Origin of the sequence: Polaromonas sp. AER18D-145 (genome assembly GCF_002379095.1) — a bacterium.
GTDB lineage: Bacteria > Pseudomonadota > Gammaproteobacteria > Burkholderiales > Burkholderiaceae_C > Polaromonas.
In genome coordinates, this window is sequence record NZ_NBZV01000025.1 from 17,475 (window position 1) to 38,597 (window position 21,123).

General features: G+C 62.8%; 20 protein-coding genes. 2 read left to right on the plus strand and 18 right to left on the minus strand.

Annotated elements, in window-relative coordinates; genetic code table 11:
- Nucleotides 1-45: 45 nt before the first annotated feature.
- The 4 genes from B7G52_RS13415 to B7G52_RS13430 form a co-directional block, all read right to left on the minus strand.
- Nucleotides 46-942, minus strand: a complete 897-nt coding sequence (locus tag B7G52_RS13415) for an NAD(P)-dependent oxidoreductase (protein ID WP_096698073.1) — start codon at nt 940-942, stop codon at nt 46-48.
- 58 nt (nt 943-1,000) lie between these two features.
- Nucleotides 1,001-2,359 carry an NAD(P)H-dependent oxidoreductase gene (locus B7G52_RS13420; protein ID WP_096698074.1) on the minus strand — a complete coding sequence of 453 codons (1,359 nt, stop codon included), beginning with the start codon at nt 2,357-2,359 and terminating at the stop codon, nt 1,001-1,003.
- A 135-nt stretch (nt 2,360-2,494) separates the two neighbouring features.
- On the minus strand, nt 2,495-3,376 hold the full coding sequence (locus B7G52_RS13425) for a phytanoyl-CoA dioxygenase family protein (protein ID WP_096698075.1): 882 nt from the start codon (nt 3,374-3,376) through the stop codon (nt 2,495-2,497).
- A gap of 35 nt (nt 3,377-3,411) precedes the next feature.
- Nucleotides 3,412-4,104: a GntR family transcriptional regulator gene (locus B7G52_RS13430; RefSeq protein WP_096698076.1), complete on the minus strand. Its 693-nt coding sequence runs from the start codon at nt 4,102-4,104 to the stop codon at nt 3,412-3,414.
- 259 nt (nt 4,105-4,363) lie between these two features.
- Here B7G52_RS13430 and B7G52_RS13435 point away from each other — a divergent pair, with 259 nt between their 5' ends.
- Nucleotides 4,364-5,233 (plus strand): alpha/beta hydrolase, encoded by an 870-nt coding sequence (locus B7G52_RS13435; RefSeq protein WP_096698077.1) that lies wholly within the window; start codon nt 4,364-4,366, stop codon nt 5,231-5,233.
- 4 nt (nt 5,234-5,237) lie between these two features.
- On the opposite strand, the gene B7G52_RS13440 is transcribed toward B7G52_RS13435, so the two are convergent.
- From B7G52_RS13440 to B7G52_RS13500, 13 genes are all read right to left on the minus strand, one after another.
- On the minus strand, nt 5,238-6,215 hold the full coding sequence (locus tag B7G52_RS13440; RefSeq protein WP_096698078.1) for a GMP reductase: 978 nt from the start codon (nt 6,213-6,215) through the stop codon (nt 5,238-5,240).
- A gap of 188 nt (nt 6,216-6,403) precedes the next feature.
- Entirely contained in the window at nt 6,404-7,135 is a 732-nt protein-coding gene (locus B7G52_RS13445) for a hypothetical protein (protein ID WP_240523450.1), read from the minus strand.
- A 56-nt stretch (nt 7,136-7,191) separates the two neighbouring features.
- A complete protein-coding gene (locus B7G52_RS13450; RefSeq protein WP_240523451.1) occupies nt 7,192-8,247 on the minus strand; it encodes a YeiH family protein in 1,056 nt (351 codons plus the stop codon).
- Nucleotides 8,248-8,257: 10 nt separating this feature from the next.
- Entirely contained in the window at nt 8,258-9,031 is a 774-nt protein-coding gene (locus tag B7G52_RS13455; RefSeq protein WP_096698079.1) for a ferredoxin--NADP reductase, read from the minus strand.
- Entirely contained in the window at nt 9,028-9,348 is a 321-nt protein-coding gene (locus tag B7G52_RS13460) for a DUF971 domain-containing protein (RefSeq protein ID WP_096698080.1), read from the minus strand. Before B7G52_RS13460 ends, B7G52_RS13455 begins: the two co-directional genes overlap by 4 nt.
- Complete coding sequence (locus tag B7G52_RS13465; RefSeq protein WP_096698081.1) at nt 9,348-10,229, minus strand: ABC transporter ATP-binding protein; 882 nt, start codon at nt 10,227-10,229, stop codon at nt 9,348-9,350. Before B7G52_RS13465 ends, B7G52_RS13460 begins: the two co-directional genes overlap by 1 nt.
- Nucleotides 10,226-11,248 (minus strand): ABC transporter permease, encoded by a 1,023-nt coding sequence (locus tag B7G52_RS13470; RefSeq protein ID WP_096698082.1) that lies wholly within the window; start codon nt 11,246-11,248, stop codon nt 10,226-10,228. Before B7G52_RS13470 ends, B7G52_RS13465 begins: the two co-directional genes overlap by 4 nt.
- Before the next feature lie 3 nt (nt 11,249-11,251).
- On the minus strand, nt 11,252-12,733 hold the full coding sequence (locus B7G52_RS13475; protein WP_096698083.1) for an ABC transporter substrate-binding protein: 1,482 nt from the start codon (nt 12,731-12,733) through the stop codon (nt 11,252-11,254).
- Between the two features lie 74 nt (nt 12,734-12,807).
- Nucleotides 12,808-13,137 carry a ferredoxin FdxA gene (gene fdxA, locus B7G52_RS13480; RefSeq protein WP_096698084.1) on the minus strand — a complete coding sequence of 110 codons (330 nt, stop codon included), beginning with the start codon at nt 13,135-13,137 and terminating at the stop codon, nt 12,808-12,810.
- 82 nt (nt 13,138-13,219) lie between these two features.
- Nucleotides 13,220-14,197 carry a HEAT repeat domain-containing protein gene (locus tag B7G52_RS13485; RefSeq protein WP_096698085.1) on the minus strand — a complete coding sequence of 326 codons (978 nt, stop codon included), beginning with the start codon at nt 14,195-14,197 and terminating at the stop codon, nt 13,220-13,222.
- Nucleotides 14,198-14,199: 2 nt separating this feature from the next.
- Entirely contained in the window at nt 14,200-14,433 is a 234-nt protein-coding gene (locus tag B7G52_RS13490; RefSeq protein ID WP_096698086.1) for a ferredoxin family protein, read from the minus strand.
- A 27-nt stretch (nt 14,434-14,460) separates the two neighbouring features.
- Nucleotides 14,461-16,197, minus strand: a complete 1,737-nt coding sequence (locus B7G52_RS13495) for a fumarate reductase/succinate dehydrogenase flavoprotein subunit (protein ID WP_096698087.1) — start codon at nt 16,195-16,197, stop codon at nt 14,461-14,463.
- A gap of 28 nt (nt 16,198-16,225) precedes the next feature.
- Nucleotides 16,226-17,029 carry a GntR family transcriptional regulator gene (locus B7G52_RS13500; RefSeq protein WP_096698088.1) on the minus strand — a complete coding sequence of 268 codons (804 nt, stop codon included), beginning with the start codon at nt 17,027-17,029 and terminating at the stop codon, nt 16,226-16,228.
- Nucleotides 17,030-17,224: 195 nt separating this feature from the next.
- Here B7G52_RS13500 and B7G52_RS13505 point away from each other — a divergent pair, with 195 nt between their 5' ends.
- Nucleotides 17,225-19,660: a UvrD-helicase domain-containing protein gene (locus B7G52_RS13505; RefSeq protein ID WP_170954770.1), complete on the plus strand. Its 2,436-nt coding sequence runs from the start codon at nt 17,225-17,227 to the stop codon at nt 19,658-19,660.
- A 155-nt stretch (nt 19,661-19,815) separates the two neighbouring features.
- Here B7G52_RS13505 and B7G52_RS13515 read toward each other — a convergent pair whose 3' ends face one another.
- The gene (locus B7G52_RS13515) at nt 19,816-20,964 is read right to left on the minus strand and encodes an ABC transporter substrate-binding protein (protein ID WP_096698089.1); all 1,149 of its coding nucleotides are present in this window, start codon (nt 20,962-20,964) and stop codon (nt 19,816-19,818) included.
- Nucleotides 20,965-21,123: the final 159 nt, after the last annotated feature.

Consider the following 21,123-nt stretch of genomic DNA (forward strand, 5'->3'; position numbering starts at 1 on the left):
AGGCCCGCTCTGCGGGCCTTTTTTTATGGGCGTCAGCGTGAGGTTTCAGCTCATGCCGTTGCGGCTCGCCAGCTCGACAAACAGGCCCGAATGGTCCAGCTCGCCGAGACCGTGGGCGATGCCTTCGGCGTAAAGCTGCTCGAACAGTTTGGTGACTGGCGCCTCGAAGCCGATTTCTTCGGCGGTAGCCAGCGCATTGCGCATGTCCTTGAGCTGGATGGCGAGGCGGGCGCGGGAGGTGAAGTCGCGCTCCACCATGCGCTGGCCATGGACCTGCAGGATGCGGCTGTCGGCAAAACCGCCGGTGATGGCTTCCTTGACCTTGGCCATGTCGGCGCCGCCCTTGGTGGCAAACAGCAGCGCCTCGGCCACGGCGCCTATCGTGATGCCGACAATCATCTGGTTGGCCAGCTTGGTCAACTGGCCCGCACCATGGGACCCCACGTGCGTGGCGCGCCCGAAGACCTGGAGCACCGGCAGGGCGCGCTCAAAATCCGCCGCCTTGCCGCCCACCATGATCACCAGCGTGCCGCTTTCGGCGCCACCCGTGCCGCCGGAGACAGGCGCATCGAGGTGGGCAACACCGAGCGCGCCCAGGCGTGCGGCATGGTCGCGTGCCTCGCGCGGCTTGATCGAGGCCATGTCGATGAACAGGGCGCCCGGCTTCATCGCTGCGGCGACGCCCTGCGCGAACAGGACATCTTCGACCACGGCGCCGTTTTCCAGCATGCCGACCACGATGTCGGCCCCTGAAACCGCAGCGCTGGCCTGTGCATGAACGGTTGCGCCCAACGTCTTCAGCGCGGCGGCCTTGCCCGGCGTGCGGTTCCACACCTGCAGGGCATGGCCGGCCTCGCACAGGCGCCTGGCCATGGGCAGGCCCATGCTGCCCGTGCCCAGAAAGGCGATGCGGGGGATGACTGTGTTGCTACTGGTGCTCATGGCCTGTTCCGGGCTGTGGGGTGGCCACCATCATGCCGCACCCTGTAAAAGAAGGCTGTCAAGCGGCTTTCTTCATGGCCGGTGAGAACATGGCTTCCATCTCATTGCGCACCTTGTACGCCGGGGTGGAGGTGTCCATGGCCACGTCGGCCCAGCTCAGGCTCTGGCCCTTCTTGACGGCGCGTACGACCTTGACGTTGTGCGCCAGGCCCAGCGGCAGGCCACCCATCTTCACTGAGGTGTCAGCCGGCAGCAGCTTGCCCCAGACGGTGTAGCCACCCTCGCCGTCGAGCATGTCGCCGGGTTTCAGATCGCGTTTGGCCGTGGCCACCACATCGGCATTCCAGCAGGTCGCGACGCCGGTGGGTTCGCCGCGCAGCGCCACGCTGGCCACCGACACGCCGACTTCCAGGCCGATCAGGTGCCAGCGCTTGTACAGCGTGAAGTAGCGCCCGCTCGGGTCGGTGTGCGCGTTGTACTCTTCAAAGCAGTTCTTGATGTAATCGGTTTCGGCTTCGACCGTGACCCAGACGCCCATGCGGATGTCGTAGGGAATCTTGCGGCCGTTGGCTTCCAGCGAGGAGATCACTTCCACCATGCCCTTGCGCTCGAGCACGCCGCCTTCGGAAATCGGACGGGTGACAAAGGGAATGTCCTCGACGCTGGCCGGCGGATAGAGCAGGCCGTTGCTGGGCACCGTCAGGCCGGTGGCATTGGCCACGGCGGTCGATTCGATCGAAGGTTTGGAGCCATCGAGAAAGCTGTTGAACATCTTGGGGTTGAGCCCGCCCCGTGCGGCCTGCTCGGGGGTGAGGCCGTAGTTGCCCCAGACCGTTTCGGGTGTCGATTCGGAAAAATGCGGCAGCCACTTGTGGCCGCGGCCTGCCGCCACGACGGGAAAACCGCAGGTGCGCGCCCAGTCCACCAGGTCACAGATCAGGGCCGGCTGGTCGCCGAAAGCCAGTGAATACACGACCCCGGCTTGCGCCGCCTTGCGCGCCAGCAGCGGGCCGCAAAAGGCGTCGGCTTCCACCGTGACGTTGACGACGTTTTTGCCGTACGCAAACGCCTGCAGGCAATGCTCGACCGCGGCGACCGGGTTGCCGGTGCACTCCACGATGATGTCGATCTGCGGATGCGTGACCACCGCGTTCCAGTCGTCGGTGATCCAGGTTGCTCCTGTTTTGATAGCTTCTTGCGCTGAATTGGCCTGGGTCAGGGCCGGATTCCACCCCACACGCGCAAGGTTGGTGCGGGCGGCGTCGGGCGACAGGTCGGCAATCGCCACCAGGTGCACACCTGGCGTTTTCGGGATCTGGGCGAGGTACATGGAGCCGAACTTGCCGGCGCCTATGAGGCCGATGCGGATGGGCTTGTTGTCTGCCGCGCGTTGCTGGAGCTTGGTATAGAGATTCATGAAAGCAGTCCTTGTCATTGCGGGCTTGACCCGCAATCCATGGTGGAAGGGATGGAGGTGGTTAACGGGGCATGGATGCCCCCGGATCGGAGTCCGGGGCAGGCTCCTCAAGTCGGGCCTGACATGCAACTTGGCTCAGGCCGCCTTGCGCTCCGGTACGATTTCTTCCATCGAGGTCTGCAGCGCGGTGGCCGGCACGCCGTCTTTCCAGGGCAGGTCCACCGGGTAGTCCTTCAGCAGGCAGTCGTCCGGCAGGCATTCGATAGGCGTGAAGTCGCGGTGCGCGATGTACTCGGGCCGCTTGTGGCGGCGAATGTGGTTGCTGACCGCGCACAGGCTCAGGTAGACACTGACCCGGTTGAAGGGCGAGAGGTTGCTACCTGAGGCATGGACCAGGCAGGAGTGGAACAAAATCATGGAGCCGGCCGGGCCCTTGGGGCTGACGATGCCGCCTTGTTTGCCGCCGGCGCGCTGCACCAGCTGGCGGATCAGATCGTTGTCCACCGTCCACAGCGGGTAGCTGGTGGTGGTCAGGTCGTGTTTCGCATCAACCACGCCTTTTTTGTGGCTGCCTGGGATGAACATCAGCGGACCGTTGTGCTCGGTCACGTCGTCGAGAAAAATGGCGACGTTCATCGCGCGTTCGGTCGGCATCATGTCGTCGTTGAGCCAGGTGCCGTAGTCCTGGTGCCACTGCCAGACGTCGCCTTCAAAGGCCATCTTGCCGTTGATCTTGAACTGGTGCATATAGAGTTTTTCGCCGAGCAGGTCTTCCACCGGCCCGATCATGCGCGGGTGCCGGCCCAGTTTGGCAAAAGGTTCGCTGTACATGTGCGCGGCGAAGTTGGTGCGTACTGCGTCCTTGCCTTTTTCGCGCACGTTGTAGTCCTCGCGCCGGCTGTAGAGCTCGGGCACGGCGTCGTTGAGCACCTGTGTTTCCTCCGGCGTGAACAGGCCGGGAAAAAACAGGTAACCGTCGCGGTCGAATTGGGCGAGTTGTTCAGCAGTCAGGTTCATGGGTGTCTCCTTGGGGTGGTTGTCAGGCGGTGTTCTCAGGCGGGCAGGGCGGTGGACGGGGGCGTCGGGTGCAGGGCGCTGGACAGCAGGCTCGAGAGGTTGTGGCTGGCGTCCTCACCATGCTGGCGGATCAGGTTTTCGGCGGTGGCCTCATCGCCGGCCCCTATGGCCTGGGCGATGGCCTCGTGTTCGTCCCAGATCGATTCGCGCATGGTGGACACCTGCAGCACGGCGCCCATGGCGCGGCGGATGTGGTGCCAGTGCAGTTGCGCGCTCTGGGCGATCAGCGGGTTGCCGGAGGCCGCATAAATCGCGCCGTGAAATTCGGCGTCGGCGGCCATCATGGCCTTGACATCATGGCTGCGTGCGGCGGCGCGCCCCTGGCTGATCAGCGCCGGAGCGATCCGGAAACGGGCGCGGGCTGCCAGCCGGGCGGCCAGTGCATCAAGCGCGCTGCGCACCTGGTACACCTGCACGAGCCAGCCCACGTCCAGCGGGGCGACCAGCACGCCGCGGCCGGGGGCGTCGAGCACAAAGCCGTCTTTTTTCAGCAGCCGCAGGGCCTGCAGCACCGGCTGGCGCGACACCGCCAACTGCTCGGCGATGTCCTCCTGCGTGATGCGGGCGCCCGGCGCCAGCGAGCCCTCGCTGATCGCGTCGAGCAGGCTTCGGTAGACCTGGTCCACCAGATCCGGGCTGGATTCGATTTTGATGAGTTTGGGTGTCATGGAATTAACTCTGTATACAGAATACGATAATCGACGATCAGGCTGAAGCGGGTTTACCCGAAGGCCTGGCGGGTGCGTCCGACTGTGCCAAGATAACGGGCATTCATTGATCTTTTCCAAATACACGACAGTGAATTGGACTGCTCTCACCCTCGCCCCTTGGGAGAGGGACGGGGTGAGGGGTTGAGCGTTCTGACTGTCATGAATTTTGAAATGCTCAATAGAACCAGTTCTTTATGCCGATTCTTCAGGAGCTCCCATGACCCGACCCGATCCCGCCTGGCTGGACCGCATGTACAACAACCGCGCCCTGGTGCCCGAACACGCGGCGCATTTCAGCCGCTGGGCCCAGACGTCGGCGCAGGCGCGCAGCAGCCAGCCTTGCACGCTGGACCTCGCTTACGGCGCGAGCCCCGGCGAGAAACTCGATGTGTTCCCTGCGGCCCGGCCCACACCGGGCGGCGCGCCGGTGGTGGTGTTTGTGCATGGTGGCTACTGGCGCTCGCTCGACAAATCGGAACACTCGTTTGTGGCGCCGGCGTTCACGGCGGCGGGCGCCTGCGTGGTGATTCCCAACTATGACCTGTGCCCGGCGGTGACGATTCCCGAGATCACGCTGCAAACCGTCAGGGCGCTGGCCTGGACGTACCGCAACGTCGCGCGTTTCGGCGGCGATCCGAAGCGCATTACCGTCATCGGGCATTCGGCGGGCGGCCACCTTGCGGCGATGCTGCTGGCCTGTCTCTGGCCTGTTCATGCGAAAGACCTGCCAGCCGACCTGGTGAAAAAGGCGCTGTCGATTTCGGGCCTGTACGAACTCGAGTCCGTCATGCACACGCCTTTCCTGAAGGACTCCCTGCAGCTCACACCCGCGCAGGTCGCGCAGGCCAGCCCGGCCTGGCTGCCGCCGCCCAAACAGGGCGTGCTCTACACCGTGGCCGGCGCAAATGAAAGCGAAGAATTCCTGCGCCACAACGCACTGATCGAGAAGGCCTGGGGGCCGCGCGTGGTGCCGGTGCGCGAAGCCCTGCTGGGCCTGAACCATTTCAGCATCGTCGAGGCGCTGGTGCAACCCGGCCACCGGCTGCACCAGCTGGCGCTGCAGCTGCTGGCGGCCACGGCCGCCTGAAGGCTCACATCAGCAGGTGTTCGCCGGCGTTGTCGCCGCCCAGGATGACATAGTTGACCTTGCGGATGTCCATCAGCCGGGTGCCGCCCGAATAACTGATGGCGCTCTGCACGTCTTCCTCCATCTCGCGCAGCGTGTCCTTCAGGCTGCCCTTGACCGGCTCGAGGATGCGTTTGCCTTCGACGTGTTTGTACTCGCCCTTGTTGAAGTCCGAGGCGCTGCCGTAGTACTCCTTGAAGAGCCGGCCATCGACCTCCACGGTTTTGCCCGGGCTTTCTTCCAGGCCCGCCAGCATGGAACCGATCATGACCATGGTGGCGCCGAAACGGATGGACTTGGCGATGTCGCCATGCTCGCGGATGCCGCCGTCGGCAATGATGGGTTTGGTTGCCACGCGCGCGCACCACTTGAGCGCCGACAGCTGCCAGCCGCCGGTGCCAAAGCCGGTTTTCATCTTGGTGATGCAGACCTTGCCGGGGCCGATGCCGACCTTGGTGGCGTCCGCGCCCCAGTTCTCCAGGTCAATCACCGCCTCCGGCGTGGCCACATTGCCGGCAATCACAAACGATGCAGGCAGTTTTTCCTTGAGGCAGGCGACCATGCGCTGCACCGTGTCGGCGTGGCCATGGGCGATGTCGATGGTGATGTAGTCGGGCGCCAGGCCTTCGGCCACCAGCTGGTCCACCGTGTCGTAGTCGGCTTTCTTGACGCCCAGCGAGATCGACGCGTAAAGGCCCCGGGCCGCCATGCTTCTGACAAAAGCCAGGTTGTCCAGGTCGAAGCGGTGCATCACGTAGAAATAGCCGTTTTGCGCCATCCACACGCTGATCGATTCGTCGATCACCGTCTTCATGTTGGCCGGCACCACCGGGATGCGGAAGCGGCGGCTGCCCAGCGTGACGCCGGCGTCGCATTCGGAGCGGCTTTCCACGCGGCATTTGCGCGGCAGCAGCAGGATATTGTCGTAGTCGAAGATTTCCATTGTTTCCAGGCTCCTGAATTGATCAACACAGAAGGCACTTGGACTGGACCGGTTCGTCCCGCAGCGCAGGGCACGGAAACAAAAAACCGGGCGCAATTGCTTGGGCCCGGTGACTGATTCTATGCGCTCGTGCGGTCGACCGCGAGAGGCGCCGGCATATACCCGCTATACGCAAACGCGGATGGGCGTTACCTGCCGGCGCAGCGCGATTGCGCCGCCGCGACGATGCGCCCCTGCGCGTCCTGCACCCAGCCGATCACCCGCAGCCGTTCGGTGTTCATGCCCGGCGGCACGTCCATGGACCGCGACTCGATGAATCCCGGGCGCGCCGGTGTTGATGGCGGGTGGCGGCCGTCCCACGGGACCTGAATCAGGTTTCGAACCAGATTTCTTGCGACCGGCGTGCCCTCGGTGCCGACGGGAATGGTTTCCACCAGCGCCAGCCAGGCGCTCCAGGGCTGGGCTGCGGGGTCAGGTGGAGCCTGCTTGAGCGCTATCGACGCGCCGATGTAGCCAGAGACCGGCAAGCCGTGCGCCACGCGCAGCGTGCCTGGCCGGCCATTGACCGGTGTCTTGCGGCTGTTGCTGCCGGACGGCGCCGTCGAGCCGAGTGCTTCCAGCCGTTTCAGCCCATCGCGGGTCGCCACCGCCGACAGGGGGGCGTCATCGCCCTGGGTGCCGGGCAGTATCCAGTCCAGCACCAGCTCGCGCCCGCTCGCGCGTGGGGCCCCCGCATCCATCCAGCAGTCCCTGCAATCTGCATTGATAAAGCGCTCCAGCAGGGCCACAGGACGGCTTTGGCCATCGCTGGAGCAGGAGGACTGGGCGCGGGCGGACGCCGAAGCAAAGGTCGCGGCGGTGACTGCGATGAGCCAGAGGCTGGCCGGATTTGGTTTTGTCACTGCTAAAAGGGGATTCATGTGCGTATTCCTGCAATTTTTGCATGTTCGCAGCAGTCGCGCAGGTCTTCCTGTTCTTACAACCATCCGTCCCGCAGCAGCATCACGGCAAACAGCACGAAGAGGCCTATCCAGGTGGTAGTGGCGACCATCAGGAAAGCCTGCTGCCAGCCCGATCGCGCCAGGTGGATGAACGAAGTTTTCATGCCAAGCGCCGCCACGCCCACCATCAGGCAGCTTCGGGAGCCTTCGTTGAGCGCCGACTGCGCCGTGGGGGATAACCAGCCCATGGAATTCAAGACCATGAGGATAAGGAATAAAAGAAGAAACCCAGGAATCAACGCAGCCGGCCGTGCGATGCCGACAGGTGCGCGCGGCGCGGCCTTGCGCACGGCCACAGAAATGACCAGAACTGCCAGCGGCAACAGGCTGACGCGGAGCAGCTTGATGATCGATGCGGCATCGCCGGTTTCCGGACCCAGGGCATAGCCGGCCACGATGACCTGGGCCACGTCGTGAATAGTGCCTCCGATAAACAGGCCCGCCAACGCCGGCGGCAAGGCCAGTGCGCTGGCGATCAGCGGATACAGCAGCATGGCCAGGGTGGAAAGCAGGGTTGCCAGCACCACGACCGCCAGTGTGTCGCGCTCCACAGCTTCATTTCGGGGCAGCACCGCGGCGATGGCCAGCGCGGCTGAAGCGCCGCAGATGGCCGTCGCCCCACCAGCCAGCACGCCCAGACTGCGGGAGAGCCCGAGGCGCCTGGCCAGGAGCAGGCCGCAAAGCAGGGTTGTCGCGACTGCGCCTGTTAGCAGCAGCGCGGTGGTCCAGCCCAGGTCGGCAATCTGGCCGAATGTGATGCGCGCGCCCAGCAGGCCCACACCCAGCCGCAGGACCGTGCTGCCGCAGGCCTGCACGCCAGGGGCGGTGCGGATCTCATGGCTGAGGTAATGCAGGGCGGTACCGAACAGCAGGGCGTAGAGCATGGGCGGCCCGCCATGCAGCCCGGCCGCATGGCTCGCGGCAAGCGCGATCAGAACGCATATCATCCCGCCCGGCAGCATGGTGCCGGTCCGAAGAGCCTGGGCCTGCCAGCCAGCAAGATGCATGACGCGCAGCATCAGCGCGCGCACAGCAGGTCCTTCATTTGTCGACGAAGGCGCGTTCGATCACATAGTGCCCCGGGTGGCTCATGTTGCCCTCGCCCAGGCCCAGTTTGTCGAGCAGCGTCCGGGTGTCGCGCAGCATTTCCGGGCTGCCGCACAGCATGAAGCGGTCGTTTTCATGATGCAGGGGGGGCAGGCCCAGGTCGTGCGGGATCTGGCCGGTTTCCAGCAGCGGAGGAATCCGTCCCTGATGGCGAAACGCCTCGCGCGTAACGGTCGGGTAGTACAACAGTTTGCGGGACGCCTGTTCGCCGAGCCACTCATTCTTCGGTAAATCCTGCGTGATGAGTTTGTCGTAGGCGAGCTCCTGCACGTGCCTGCAACCATGTACAAGCACAACCTTTTCGTAATACTCATAGACCTCAGGGTCGCGGATCACGCTCATGAACGGCGCCAGGCCGGTGCCAGTGGAGAGCAGATACAGATGGCGCCCTGGCAGCAGGTTTTGTGTCAACAGCGTGCCCGATGCCTTGCGTCCGACCAGCACGGAGTCACCCACCCGAATGTGCTGAAGACGCGAGGTCAGCGGGCCATCAGGCACCTTGATGCTCAGAAACTCCAGCGTTTCCTCATAGTGCGGGCTGACCATGCTGTAGGCGCGCAGCAGCGGCCTGCCGTCGATCGTGAGTCCGATCATCGTGAACTGGCCGCTTTGATAGCGAAAGCCCGGGTCACGCGTGGTGGTGAAGGAAAAGAGTCTGTCAGTCCAGTGATGAACCGACAGCACTTTGGCTTCAAACAAGTTGCTCATGATCGGGTTCCTGAATGCGGAGTCAAGGAAAGTTCGTGCAGATAAGGCCACGGATAGATGCCGCGGTCATGGCCGTCGTCAAAGCACAGTTGCAGGCCGAGCTCGCCCACCGAGTGCAGGTCCATCAGGCGGATGTCGGTTGACGTGGTCGGGCCCAGCCCGGCACGCCGCAGCTTTTCGCATGCAGCACAGCGGCAAGCACAACGCAACGCGTGGGAACTCAGACTCGCCTGAAGGCCGTTGCTCCAGCGCACGGCCAGTTGCCCGGACGCCTGGTGATGCACGACGTCGAGGGGGTGAACGACCGCGCCGGTCATCAGACAATGCCCTCCACGCCTTGCGGACCCATTTCAGTGCTCAGCCCGGCCAGTCCGCCCTCTTTAAGCTCGCCGCCCATCGCGGCCAGGCTCTCTTCCCGGATCAAGCCCTTGATGGCTTTAACCATGGCGGCGAACTCCGGGGTAGCCGTCATTTCGGGAGTGCGCGGGCGTGGCAGCGGCACGACGATCTCGGACTTCACGCGGCCTGGGCGTGCCGTCATCACGTAAATGCGGTCTGACAGAAAGATCGCTTCGTCGATGTCGTGCGTGATGAACAGCACCGAGATGCGCAGGCGTTGCCACATGTTGGTCAGAATTTCCTGCATCACGACGCGGGTTTGCGAGTCGAGCGCACCGAAAGGTTCATCCATCAGCAATACCTGCGGGCTGGTGGACAATGCGCGCACGATGCCCACCCGTTGCTTCATGCCGCCAGAAAGCTGGTCAGGGTAGTGGTTCTCGAAGTGCAGCAATCCCGCCAGACCGAGCAGCGTGCGTGCGCGTTTTTCCCGCTCGTTGGCCGAAACACCCTTGATCTTCAGGCCGAACTCGACATTCTTGCGTACCGTCATCCAGGGGAAGAGAGAGTATTGCTGGAACACCACGCCGCGGTCAGACCCGGGGCGTTCGATCCGCACACCATCGAGCAGGGCCTCGCCCGAACTGGGCTGCACGAAGCCGGCCGCCACATTGAGCAAACTGGATTTGCCGCATCCCGAAGGTCCGATTAGCGAAACGAACTCACCGGGTTGCACATGGATCGACACGCCATCGACAGCCTCGATCGCCGTGCCATTGACCTTGAATCGAATGAAAACGTCGTGCATTTCGACGTGGCCCTGGACGGCCGACTTCTGCCTTGATGCGACCGCGTTCATGAACGTGCTCCGTTGGACGAAGACGCAATCCAGGGCATGGCCACACGGGAGGCCAGCCTGATGGCGCTGCTGCACATCAACCCAAGAATGCCAATGGTGATCATGCCGAGCGCAATTTCGGCGTAAGAAATCAGCGAATACGCCTCCCAGGTGAAATAGCCAATCCCGAACTGGCCGGAGATCATTTCGGCGGCAATCAGCGATACCCAGGCCACCCCCATGCCCACGGCCAGCCCGGTGAAAATGTGTGGCAGTGCGCCGGGCAACACCACTTCAAACAGCAGCGTCGGCTCCCTCGCTCCCAGTGAGCGGGCCGCCCGCAACAGTACCGGATCGATCGCCTCCACCCCATGGATGCTGTTGAGCAGGATGGGAAAAAACGCGCCCAGGAAAGTAATGAAAACGATGCTGACCTCGTTGCTGGGCCACAGCATGATGGACATCGGAACCCAGGCAATGGCCGGGATCGGGCGGAACACCTCCAGCGCTGGCATGCTGATCTGGCGTGCCCAGCGGTAGCGGCCGATCAGCAACCCAAGGCCTATTCCCAATGCCGCTGCCACCGCAAAGCCCAGCAGGATGCGACGTACGCTGATGCCGATATTGGTGATGAACCTGGTTGAACGGTTAACCTCCAGCACCTTGTCGAACACATCGGCCGGACTCGGTATGTTGTTGAACCGGACGTAGAAATCCAGCTTGTAATAAGTGGCCAGATGCCATGCAAGCAACACGCCGCCGACGGACACGACCGCCATCAGCCAAGCGGGTAGCTGCGTCCGCACCCACATCAGGAGCCGGTTGGGTTCGACCGGACGTGGGGCGGCAAGCTCCGTCACGCGGGATGGCGCATCGGGAGCGCTGACTGCGGCAGGTTTGATCGAGGGTATTCCGGCAATGACCAGCGTCGCCCGACCGCGCGTTTCGGTGGTCGCACCAGGCTGAACTGGCGGCGTATCGATGCCCTGCGGGAAGCCCGCGCGGTCCGGGCTGGCGTCAACAAGAGTGGCGGCGTGCATGGGTCACTTCCCGCTGGTGGCTAAAGCAAGCGCCGGCGCCGAGAGGACAAGTGCTTCCGCGTAGGTCGCCAGCTTGCCGCCATTGCGAGCGGCAAAAACCTCGGCATCCTTTTTCAGCAGAAAGGGCACCATCTGGACTGCCCTGGGGTTGCTCGAGTCGACCGCGTAGAAGGCCTTGTCGGCAAAGACCTTGATGCCCAGTTCCTTGTCGAAGAGGTAGGCCACTGCAACTTTTTTTCCTTCCGACTGGTACTGGCGGATGCCTGCAAGAAGACAGCTCGGCGAGCTGACGGGAACGATGCTGCCGCCTTCCAGCCAAATCTCCCCAGCGTCTTTTGGAAGTGTCACCATTCGCTTGCAGATGGGGTCTTTGCCCTGGATGTCGTAATTGGCAAGCGTCTGCTTTTGTGCTTCATAGTCCTGCCCGCGCTCCTTGAAGGCCTGGCGCACATACGTTTCGTTGACCCAGGCGTTGATGTCGAATTCCTTGACCCGGCCCAGCTTGCCGAGCACCCCGTGGGCAGTCCTGATGGTGTCGAGCCAGCGAGGCTTGATGCTCGGATCCAGTGTGTGGATGCCGCCCGGGCCAAGGAAGATATAGCCCACTTCCTTTTCAATTTTGGTCCATTCCTCGATCTTCTGCGTCGCCAGTGCTGGGTTTCTACGCACCCAATCGTTGGCTTCCATCAGGGCCTTGATGTAGGCGACGACCGCCTCGGGGTACTTCTCGGCGAAGTCCTTGCGCACGACCACGCCGTGGAAGGTGGGTATCTTGGTTTGCGCCCCATCGAAGATTTTTCGGGCAAAGCCACGGTAGGGCAACAGATCCGCGAACGGCACGAAATCACCGTGCGCGTCGATCTTTTTTTCCTGCAGGTTGGTGGTGCCCACTTCGGGGCTCTGGCTGACCAGGTTCCAGTAGCTGTCGGGCCAGCCGCGTTCCTGCATGGCCTGCAGCATCATGCCGTGGGCGGCCGATCCGAAGGGAACCGACACGGTCTTGCCCTTCAGATCCGCCAACTCGTAGTAGGGGCTGTCCTTGTGGACCACCACACCGTTGCCAGAGCCAAATGCGTTGTAAGCAATGATGGCGACCAGTTGCGTCTCGTTGCCACGGTTCTGCTGGCCGGTGGCGCCATTGACCAGCAGCGGGTAGTCGCCCATCATGCCGATTTGCAGCTTGTTGGCCACCATGCCGTTGGTGACCGGCGGGCCAGAGGTGAAGTTCTGCCAGTCAAGCTTCCATTCGACGTTCTGGTACTTGCCGGTCTTCGGCAGGTATTTCTCCAGCAGCTTGAGTTCCTTGATGACAATGCCACCGGTGACGGTGTTGGTGGTGGTGTTCTGCGTGCCGATGCCGATGCTGACCACCTGTTTTTCCTGGGCCTGTAGCAACGCAGGCAGCAGGACAAGCGAGAGCAAGGCTGCGGGACGCCAGTAGCGGGTGGCCAGCGCGGAAAGCTGGGAGTGAAAAAATGAAGTCATGAGGATCTCCAGGTTGGTTTCACGATATGTCGGTCAATGCAATTTCGATACCAGTTCGTCGTCTACTTCGCCGTTCAGGCGTTTTCTTCCAATAAGGCCCTTTTGTCTTTACGTTCGGCCCAGTCGTCGGCATCCGCCAAAGGTTCGCGCGATGCGGTGATGACTGGCCATTTGGCGGCCAGCGCGACGTTCAATGCCACATATTCGAACTGGTCGGACGGCAGGTCTTTTTCTTCGACGATGGCCTCGACCGGACACTCGGGAATGCACACACCGCAGTCAATGCACACGCCCGGATCGATCACCAGAAAATTCGGACCTTCGTGAAAACATTCCACCGGACAGACCGCGACGCAGTCGGTGTATTTGCAGCGAATGCAGGCCTGGGTGACGACGTGGGTCATGATGCCTCCCGTCGGGCCGTCCGGAGGGAGGCGCATGCCCCACCCGTGGGCGAGGCAGCGGTGTAGCTCCAAACCAGGGGGCTCATGCTGCAACTCCGGGAGCACCGTTCATCTGAATGGACGTCAGTGCGAGCTTGGCCAGCTTCCGTACGTCCGGGTCACTGTCCTTCAGGGCGCGCTCCAGCGGTGCAATTCCGCGCGAGTCGCCTACCTCACCCAGGGCGATGACGGCCTCTTTGCGCAGGTTGCTCACCTCGTGCGTGGTGGCTTGGCCCAGTACCGGAACGGCTGCACGCGCCTTGAGCTTGCCAAGGCTGCGCGCGGCCTTCACACGGACCTGCCAATACGCGTCTTCCATCGCGTCGATCAGATCCGGCACGCCCAGCATTGAGCGCGTTTTACCGAAGGTGGTGGCTGCTTCCTCGCGCACCTGCCAGGCGCTGTCCGCCAGGGCACGGCTTAGCGCGGGGTGAACGCTGATTTCTGTCGACTCGCTGGCATATCCCAAGGCCCCGACCGCCACCCTCCGCACCTCGGATTCCGGATCATGGGCCGCTGCCTGCGTCAACGCGGCAATGGCCTGCGGGAGTTTGAGGTAACCCAGCACACCGACTGCCTCACGCCGAACCGCTGCATCAGCGTGGGACAAAGCCTGCATGGCCGGCTCGAAGGCCTCTACGACCCGCAAAGCCTTGACGGCATGCAGTGCAGCCGCCTGAACGGATGGATCGGCATCCACCAGATAGGGCAGAAGGGGCGTGGCCGAGCCCGGCTGTTTGAGTTCCGCGAGCGTATAAGCCACGGCATCGCGCACGGCCGCATCACTGTCTTTGAGCAGCGGCACCAAAGCCTCCAGCACTTCCATGTCCTCGAAGCCCTCAAGTGCCTTGGCGGCTTCAAGCCGCACATGGGGATCAGTGTCGCCGAGCGCCGCGGTCAGCAGCGGCGCCACGTCGTCCTCCCCGTCGGTGTAAGGCAAGTCGATAACCGCCACGCGGCGTACCGCTGCATCCTCGCTACGCAAACGCTCGTGAATGCTGAGTTGAACAGGGTTGGCCATGGTCACCTCACGAGGTAGGGAATGTTGACGTGGACGGCCCCGGTCGGACAGTCCTTCTCGCATGGCATGCAGTACCAGCATTCGTCGAACTTCATGAATGCCTTGTTCTTGACGAAATCGATAGCCAGCACGTCAAGCGGGCAAACGTCGACGCAGACGGTGCAGCCCTTGTCTGCGATGCACTTTTCTTCATCGACAACAACGGGCGCCTGGGTGCGTGTGATGGTTATGGTCATGGCAGGTCCTTGATAGATGAGATGGGCTTATGCGGCCTTGGCGGTCGCCGGGCTGGCCACCCGCAGACGCTGGTAGGCCGCTTTTTCCTGATCGTTGAGTTCGACCACGTAGGGCTCTACTTCGCGTTTTCGGAATTTCGCATTGCCGTTGCCGTCGCTGGTGACGTTGGTGTGGCAGAACCAGTTTTCATCGTCCTTCTCGGGGTGGTCCACGCACAGGTGATACAGGCCCCAGCGGCTCTCGGTGCGAAACAGCGATGCGCGCGCGGCCAGCTCGGCGCAGTCGCGGATGGTGTGGGCTTCCATCGCACGCATCAATTCGTGCGGGTCCTGCGCGATCATGTGGTCCAGGTCCTCGCGAATTTCGTCGAAGCGCTGCAGGCCGATTTCCATCTTGCGGGTAACCTTGGGCGGCTGCAGGTAGTCGTTGACGACGCGCCGGGTCTTGTATTCGATCTGAAACGGCGTCGGACCTTCGCTTCGTGAAAGCGGCGCGGCAATGCGCGCACGTTCTGCCTGCACCCGGTCGTTGTCAATGTGTGACGCGGTCGCGCCCGACACGTAATCTGCTGCGTTCTCGCCGCAAAACTTGCCGTACACAAAAGCGCCCAGCATGTAGTTGTGCGGAATGCTGGCGCAGTCACCGGCCGCATACAGTCCGGGAATGGAGCACTCTCCGCGCTCATTGGTCCAGATGCCCGATGCACTGTGGCCGCTGCAGAAGCCGATCTCCGAGATGTGCATCTCGATCATGCTCTTGCGGTAGTCGGTGCCACGTCCTTCGTGGAAGCGGCCCCGGCTGGGCCGCTCGTTGGTGTGCAGGATGTGCTCGATTTCGGAGATCGTTTCCTCGGCCAGGTGGTCGAGTTTGAGGAAGACCGGGCCCTTGCCGCCTTCAAGTTCATTGAAGAACTCCATCATCATCTGGCCGCTCCAGTAGTCGCACTCGATGAAGCGCTCGCCCGCGTTGTTGGAGGTATAGCCGCCGAATGGCCCTGTCACGTAGGCGCAGGCAGGCCCGTTGTAGTCCTTGATCAAGGGGTTGATCTGGAAGCATTCCAGGTTGGTGAGCTCAGCTCCCGCGTGATAGGCCATCACATGACCCTCGCCAGTGTTGGTCGGGTTTTCGTAGGTGCCGAACATGTAGCCCGAGGCCGGCAGGCCCAGGCGACCAGCGGCCCCCGTGCAGATCACCACGGCCTTGGCCTTGATGACATAAAAATCGGCGGTGCGGCAGTCGAAACCCATCACACCCGTGATCTCGCCGCCTGGCCCCGTCAGCAACCGGGTGGCTACGACGCGGTTGGTTATTTCCACGCGCGCTTTTTTGAGCTGGCGATACAACACGCGCTTCATGTGGTGACCTTCCGGCATGGGCAGCACGTAACTGCCTATGTGGTGCACCTTGCGCACGGCGTAGTCGCCGGTTTCATCTTTCTCGAACTTGATGCCCCACCTGTCGAGCTCTTCAATCATCGAAAAACTATTGGCCGCGTATGCATACACACCCTTCTGGTCCACGATGCCATCGTTGGCCACGGTGATTTCCTTGGTGTACTGCTCGGGCGTGGCGTGACCGGGAATCACCGCGTTGTTGAGGCCATCCATTCCCATGGAAATGGCGCCACTGCGCTTGACGTTGGCCTTGTCAAGCAGCAGCACGCGCAGCTTCGGGTTCTTTTCCTTGGCCTTCACCGCGGCCATGGGGCCGCCGGTGCCGCCGCCGACCACCACAATGTCGTACTCAAGTTCGATCGTGTTCATGTTTTCCTTTCGTGTTCGGTTCAAGGGTTCATGCATGCTGGACAGGGGCGCGATCCACGCGCACCTTGTACTGGAAGGCGTCGCCGCGGTAATACAGATGCTCGTAATCGATTGGTGTGCCGTCGCTGGTGTGAGTGGTGCGTTCGATGACGAGCACCGGCGAGCCTTCTTCCACGCGCAGCTGCATGGCAAGGTTCTCGTCGGCCAGGGCCGAACCGATCTGCAGATCGGCATGTCCGAGAGAGAGCCCGTAGTCGTTTTCCAGAATGACGAATACGTCGCGCGTGGCCAGGTCTTCCTTGGCCAGTCGTGTGCCAATGGCCGCGGGAAGATAAGTGATGTCCAGCGAGATGGGCTCGCGATTGAGAAATCGCAGCCGCTGCAGCTCGGTCACGCGCGCGCGCCTGGGCAGGTGCAGATGCTCTTGCACCTGCGCCGTGGGCACGACACTGCGGATCGAGATGACCCGCGCGAAGGTCTCGTAACCCATTTGCCGCATCGCCTCGCCGAAACCCTGCAGTCGGCCCAGGTCCTGAAAGGCCTTGGGCTTGGAGACGAAGGTGCCTTTGCCATGGATGCGGAATATCAGGCCTTCGTTCTGCAAATCGTTGAGTGCCTGGCGCACCGTGATGCGGCTGACATTGAACATCGCCATCATCTCGCTCTCGGAGGGCATTTGCTGGTGTGGCTGGTAGGTGCCATCCAGCACGCGGGCGCGCAGGATGTCCTTGATCTGCGCATACAGCGGCGTTGGCGACAGCGGCTGTATGTCGCCTGCTGGCGGAGGGGGCGGCAGGCCCGAGTCCACTGCGCGCAAACCGCCGGGAACCATTTTTGTGCTCATGGGGATCCAACTCGTTATGACAAGTTATGCTGAGCAAAAGCTGTGCCAGCCGTTGGAGCGGTAAAACGGCCCCGGATTGGCTTGATTCCGTGCATGGGCAGCGGCTTGCGGAAGATCGTGGTGCGCCTGGTAGCGATCATGGTGCACCGGTGCCGCGGCCCGCTTCCTACAATACGTCTATATATGTCTCCAGCTGCCCCCTACGATTCCCCACTTCTGCAAAACCTCAATCCCGAGCAACGCGCCGCCGTGACGCTGCCTAACGAGCATGCACTGATTTTGGCCGGCGCCGGCTCCGGCAAGACCCGCGTGCTGACCACCCGCATCGCCTGGCTGCTGCAGACCGGGCAGGTCTCGCCCGGCGGCATTCTGGCGGTGACCTTTACCAACAAGGCCGCCAAGGAAATGCTGTCGCGACTGTCGGCCATGCTGCCGGTCAATGTGCGCGGCATGTGGATAGGCACCTTCCACGGCCTGTGCAACCGTTTCCTGCGCGCGCACTACAAGCTGGCCAACCTGCCCTCGACCTTCCAGATCCTGGACACGCAGGACCAGCTCTCGGCGATCAAGCGCCTGTGCAAGCAGTTCAACATCGACGACGAACGTTTCCCGCCCAAGCAGCTGATGTGGTTCATCGCCGGCTGCAAGGAAGACGGGCAGCGTGCGAAAGATGTCGTGGTGCGCGACGAGGAGACGCGCAAGAAGGCCGAGATCTACGCGCTGTACGAAGAGCAGTGCCAGCGCGAAGGTGTGGTCGATTTCGGCGAGCTGATGCTGCGCAGCTACGAGTTGCTGCGCGACAACGCACCGGTGCGCGAGCATTACCAGCGGCGTTTCCGGCACATCCTGATCGACGAGTTCCAGGACACCAACAAGCTGCAGTACGCCTGGATCAAGATGCTGGCCGGCCAGGGCGACGATGCCGCCCCCGGTGCCATGCCAGGCGGCTCGGTGATCGCGGTCGGCGACGACGACCAGAGCATTTACGCCTTCCGCGGCGCGCGGGTCGGCAACATGGCCGACTTCGTGCGCGAGTTCCATGTGCAGCACCAGATCAAGCTGGAGCGCAATTACCGCAGCTTCGGCAACATCCTCGATTCGGCCAACGAACTGATCAGCCACAACAGCAAGCGCCTGGGGAAAAACCTGCGCACCGAGGCCGGCCCCGGCGAGCCGGTGCGCGTCTTCGAAGCCATGTCCGACTTTGCCGAAGCGCAGTGGTTTGTTGATGAGGTGCGTGAGCTGGTGCGGGGCGGCATGGCGCGCAAGGAAATTGCGTTGCTCTACCGCAGCAATGCGCAAAGCCGGGTCATGGAAACCGCGCTGTTCAACAACGGCATTCCTTACCGCGTCTACGGCGGCCTGCGCTTTTTCGAGCGCGCCGAGATCAAACACGCGTTGGCCTATTTGCGCCTGATCGAGAACCCGAACGACGACACCAGCTTCATGCGCGTGGTCAACTTTCCGCCGCGCGGCATTGGTGCGCGCAGCATCGAGCAGTTGCAGGACATCGCACGCAGCTCGGGCTGCTCGCTGCATGACGCGGTCAGTGCCGTGCCCGGCAAGGCCGGCGCCAACCTCGGGGCCTTTGTCGCCAAGCTCGATGTGTTGCGCGAGCAGACGCCGGGCCTGAGTCTGCGCGAGATCATCGAGCTGGTGCTGCAGCACAGCGGGCTCGAAGAGCATTACAAGCTCGAGAAAGAGGGCCAGGACCGGCTGGAGAATCTGGGCGAGCTGGTCAACGCCGCCGAATCCTTCGTCAGCATGGAAGGTTTCGGGCGCGATGCCGTGGCCTTGCCGGTCGATGAACTGGGCGCGCCGCTGTCGCAATCGCCGGCCAGCCAGGGGCTGGACCTGTCCGCGCCGCTGGCCGACGAGCCGCTGCCGGAACTGCTGGCACCGAATCAGGAAACCGGCGAGACGCTGTCACCGCTGGCCGCCTTCCTGACGCATGCCGCACTCGAGTCGGGCGACAACCAGGCGCAGGCCGGCCAGGACGCGGTGCAGCTGATGACCGTGCATTCCTCCAAGGGCCTGGAGTTCGACTGCGTGTTCATCTCCGGCCTGGAAGACGGCATCTTCCCGCATGAAAATTCCCTGAGCGATGCCGGCGGCATCGAGGAAGAGCGCCGCCTGATGTACGTGGCCATCACACGCGCGCGCCAGCGCCTGTACCTGAGCCACTCGCAGACGCGCATGCTGCACGGCCAGACGCGCTACAACCTCAAAAGCCGCTTCTTCGACGAGTTGCCGGAGGCGGCGCTCAAATGGATCACACCGAAAAACCAGGGCTTCTCGTCGGCTTACGGCGGCGGCAGCGGTGCCTGGGGTGCTACGAATTCAGGAGCTGGTGGCGCCCGTGGCGATTGGGCCAAGGCCGCTTTTGCTTCAAAAAATCAGGGCGGGGACCGGTTTCCCAACCCGGCGGTGCCGGTGCAGCGCGATGCACCGGCGCACGGGCTGAAAAACGGCATGAACGTGTTTCACAACAAGTTCGGTGAGGGCAAGGTCATGATGCTCGAAGGCAGCGGCGACGACGCGCGGGCGCAGATCAACTTCACGCGGCATGGTGTGAAGTGGCTGGCCCTGAGCGTCGCCAAGCTGACCCCGGTCTTGTAAGGCCCCCACGGTCGTTCACTTCGTGTAACTCCCTGCCCCCCGAGGGGGCCGCTGCGCCTGCGGACTGGCAGAGCCAGATCCGCGGCCCCGGCTTGATTGAAGAGTCACTGCGGTCGGCCGGTTCAGCGGCCCCGGCTTGCAAGAGAGAGCTACCGTTATCGCAGCAGCTTGCCGTCCCGGCCGATCACGGTCACTTCCACAAATTTTGAGCCAACGCGGTTTTCCGGTGAGAAGCTCACCTTGAAGCCGCCGGCGTCGTAGCTGTTCATTTTTTCGAGCTGGCCCATGATTTTTGCGCGGGTCGGGTCGGCACCGGAACGCCGGATCGCTTCGACCAGGATCTTGGCCGCGATGAAGGACTCCATGCTGGCATAGGACACCACCTTGCCGGGCTGGTACTTGGCCATCAGGGTCTGAAACTCGCGCGCCACCGGTGCCAGCGTGGAGTAAGGGTAAGGCATGACCTGGGAGATGCCGATGCCGCGCGCGTTATCCTCGCCGGCGTTTTTCAGCAGTTCCTTGAAGTTCACCACCGAGATGCTGAACAGCCTGGCCTTGCTGCCCTGGGCGCGCATTTTCTTGATGAAGGCGGCCGACGCCCGGTTGACCGAGACCATGATGATGGCGTCGGGGTTGGCCGGGGCAATGGCGGCGATCGCCGCATCGACTTCCTCGGGCTTGGTGCGGTCATAACCGCCCTTGGCCACCGCCTGCAGGCCCAGTTTCTGCAGCGCGGTTTCCGCACCGGCCAGTCCGCTTTTGCCGAACGGGTCGTCCTGGTACATCACGGCAAAGCGGCGCAGGCCGATCGTGTGCAGGTGCTCCACCATGCGCGCGGTTTCGTCGGTGTAGCTGGCGCGGATATGGAAGATGTGCGGGTTCATCGGCTCGCGCAGGTCCTGCGCGCCGGTGTAGGGCGCCAGCAGGGCGATGCCGGCTTCTTCGAGCACCTTGTTTTTGTTCAGCGCCAGCACATTGCCGGTGCCGACAAAACCGAACAGGGCCAGCGGCTTGTCCTCTGCCAGCAGCTGGCGCGTCAGGGCCAGGGTCTGGTCCGGCTTGTAGCTGTCGTCCTTGAGCGTGACGCGGATCTTGCGGCCGTAGATGCCGCCGTTGTCGTTGACCCAGGCGAAATAGGCCGCCCCGCCGGCCACGTATTCGTTGCCGGTCCCGGCGATGGTGCCGGTCAGCGGCGCCACCTGCCCGATCACCAGGTCCTCCCGGCCGGGTGCGGCCTGCGCCGGAAGCAGGGTGGCAGCCAGGCTCAGGGCCAGCGCCAGGACATGAATTTTCTTGCGCGACATGTGAAGTTCTCCTCGTTGCTGTTATGTTTTCTGTATTCTGCATTGCAGAATTGACAGACTGCAATGCTGGGGGATTGTGCGACCATCACATCCAGTCGATGCTAAGGAAATCCCGTATCTCATTGGAGAGTTTGCGGAAATTAGTCGCACAAGCGACAT

Bases quoted from the DNA above. Each gene is read 5' to 3' on its own strand.
- B7G52_RS13415 (WP_096698073.1), bottom strand. From the start codon at position 942: ATGAGCACCAGTAGCAACACAGTCATCCCCCGCATCGCCTTTCTGGGC.
- B7G52_RS13420 (WP_096698074.1), bottom strand. From the start codon at position 2,359: ATGAATCTCTATACCAAGCTCCAGCAACGCGCGGCAGACAACAAGCCC.
- B7G52_RS13425 (WP_096698075.1), bottom strand. From the start codon at position 3,376: ATGAACCTGACTGCTGAACAACTCGCCCAATTCGACCGCGACGGTTAC.
- B7G52_RS13430 (WP_096698076.1), bottom strand. From the start codon at position 4,104: ATGACACCCAAACTCATCAAAATCGAATCCAGCCCGGATCTGGTGGAC.
- B7G52_RS13435 (WP_096698077.1), top strand. From the start codon at position 4,364: ATGACCCGACCCGATCCCGCCTGGCTGGACCGCATGTACAACAACCGC.
- B7G52_RS13440 (WP_096698078.1), bottom strand. From the start codon at position 6,215: ATGGAAATCTTCGACTACGACAATATCCTGCTGCTGCCGCGCAAATGC.
- B7G52_RS13445 (WP_240523450.1), bottom strand. From the start codon at position 7,135: ATGAATCCCCTTTTAGCAGTGACAAAACCAAATCCGGCCAGCCTCTGG.
- B7G52_RS13455 (WP_096698079.1), bottom strand. From the start codon at position 9,031: ATGAGCAACTTGTTTGAAGCCAAAGTGCTGTCGGTTCATCACTGGACT.
- B7G52_RS13460 (WP_096698080.1), bottom strand. From the start codon at position 9,348: ATGACCGGCGCGGTCGTTCACCCCCTCGACGTCGTGCATCACCAGGCG.
- B7G52_RS13465 (WP_096698081.1), bottom strand. From the start codon at position 10,229: ATGAACGCGGTCGCATCAAGGCAGAAGTCGGCCGTCCAGGGCCACGTC.
- B7G52_RS13470 (WP_096698082.1), bottom strand. From the start codon at position 11,248: ATGCACGCCGCCACTCTTGTTGACGCCAGCCCGGACCGCGCGGGCTTC.
- B7G52_RS13475 (WP_096698083.1), bottom strand. From the start codon at position 12,733: ATGACTTCATTTTTTCACTCCCAGCTTTCCGCGCTGGCCACCCGCTAC.
- fdxA (WP_096698084.1), bottom strand. From the start codon at position 13,137: ATGACCCACGTCGTCACCCAGGCCTGCATTCGCTGCAAATACACCGAC.
- B7G52_RS13485 (WP_096698085.1), bottom strand. From the start codon at position 14,197: ATGGCCAACCCTGTTCAACTCAGCATTCACGAGCGTTTGCGTAGCGAG.
- B7G52_RS13490 (WP_096698086.1), bottom strand. From the start codon at position 14,433: ATGACCATAACCATCACACGCACCCAGGCGCCCGTTGTTGTCGATGAA.
- B7G52_RS13495 (WP_096698087.1), bottom strand. From the start codon at position 16,197: ATGAACACGATCGAACTTGAGTACGACATTGTGGTGGTCGGCGGCGGC.
- B7G52_RS13500 (WP_096698088.1), bottom strand. From the start codon at position 17,029: ATGGTTCCCGGCGGTTTGCGCGCAGTGGACTCGGGCCTGCCGCCCCCT.
- B7G52_RS13505 (WP_170954770.1), top strand. From the start codon at position 17,225: ATGTCTCCAGCTGCCCCCTACGATTCCCCACTTCTGCAAAACCTCAAT.
- B7G52_RS13515 (WP_096698089.1), bottom strand. From the start codon at position 20,964: ATGTCGCGCAAGAAAATTCATGTCCTGGCGCTGGCCCTGAGCCTGGCT.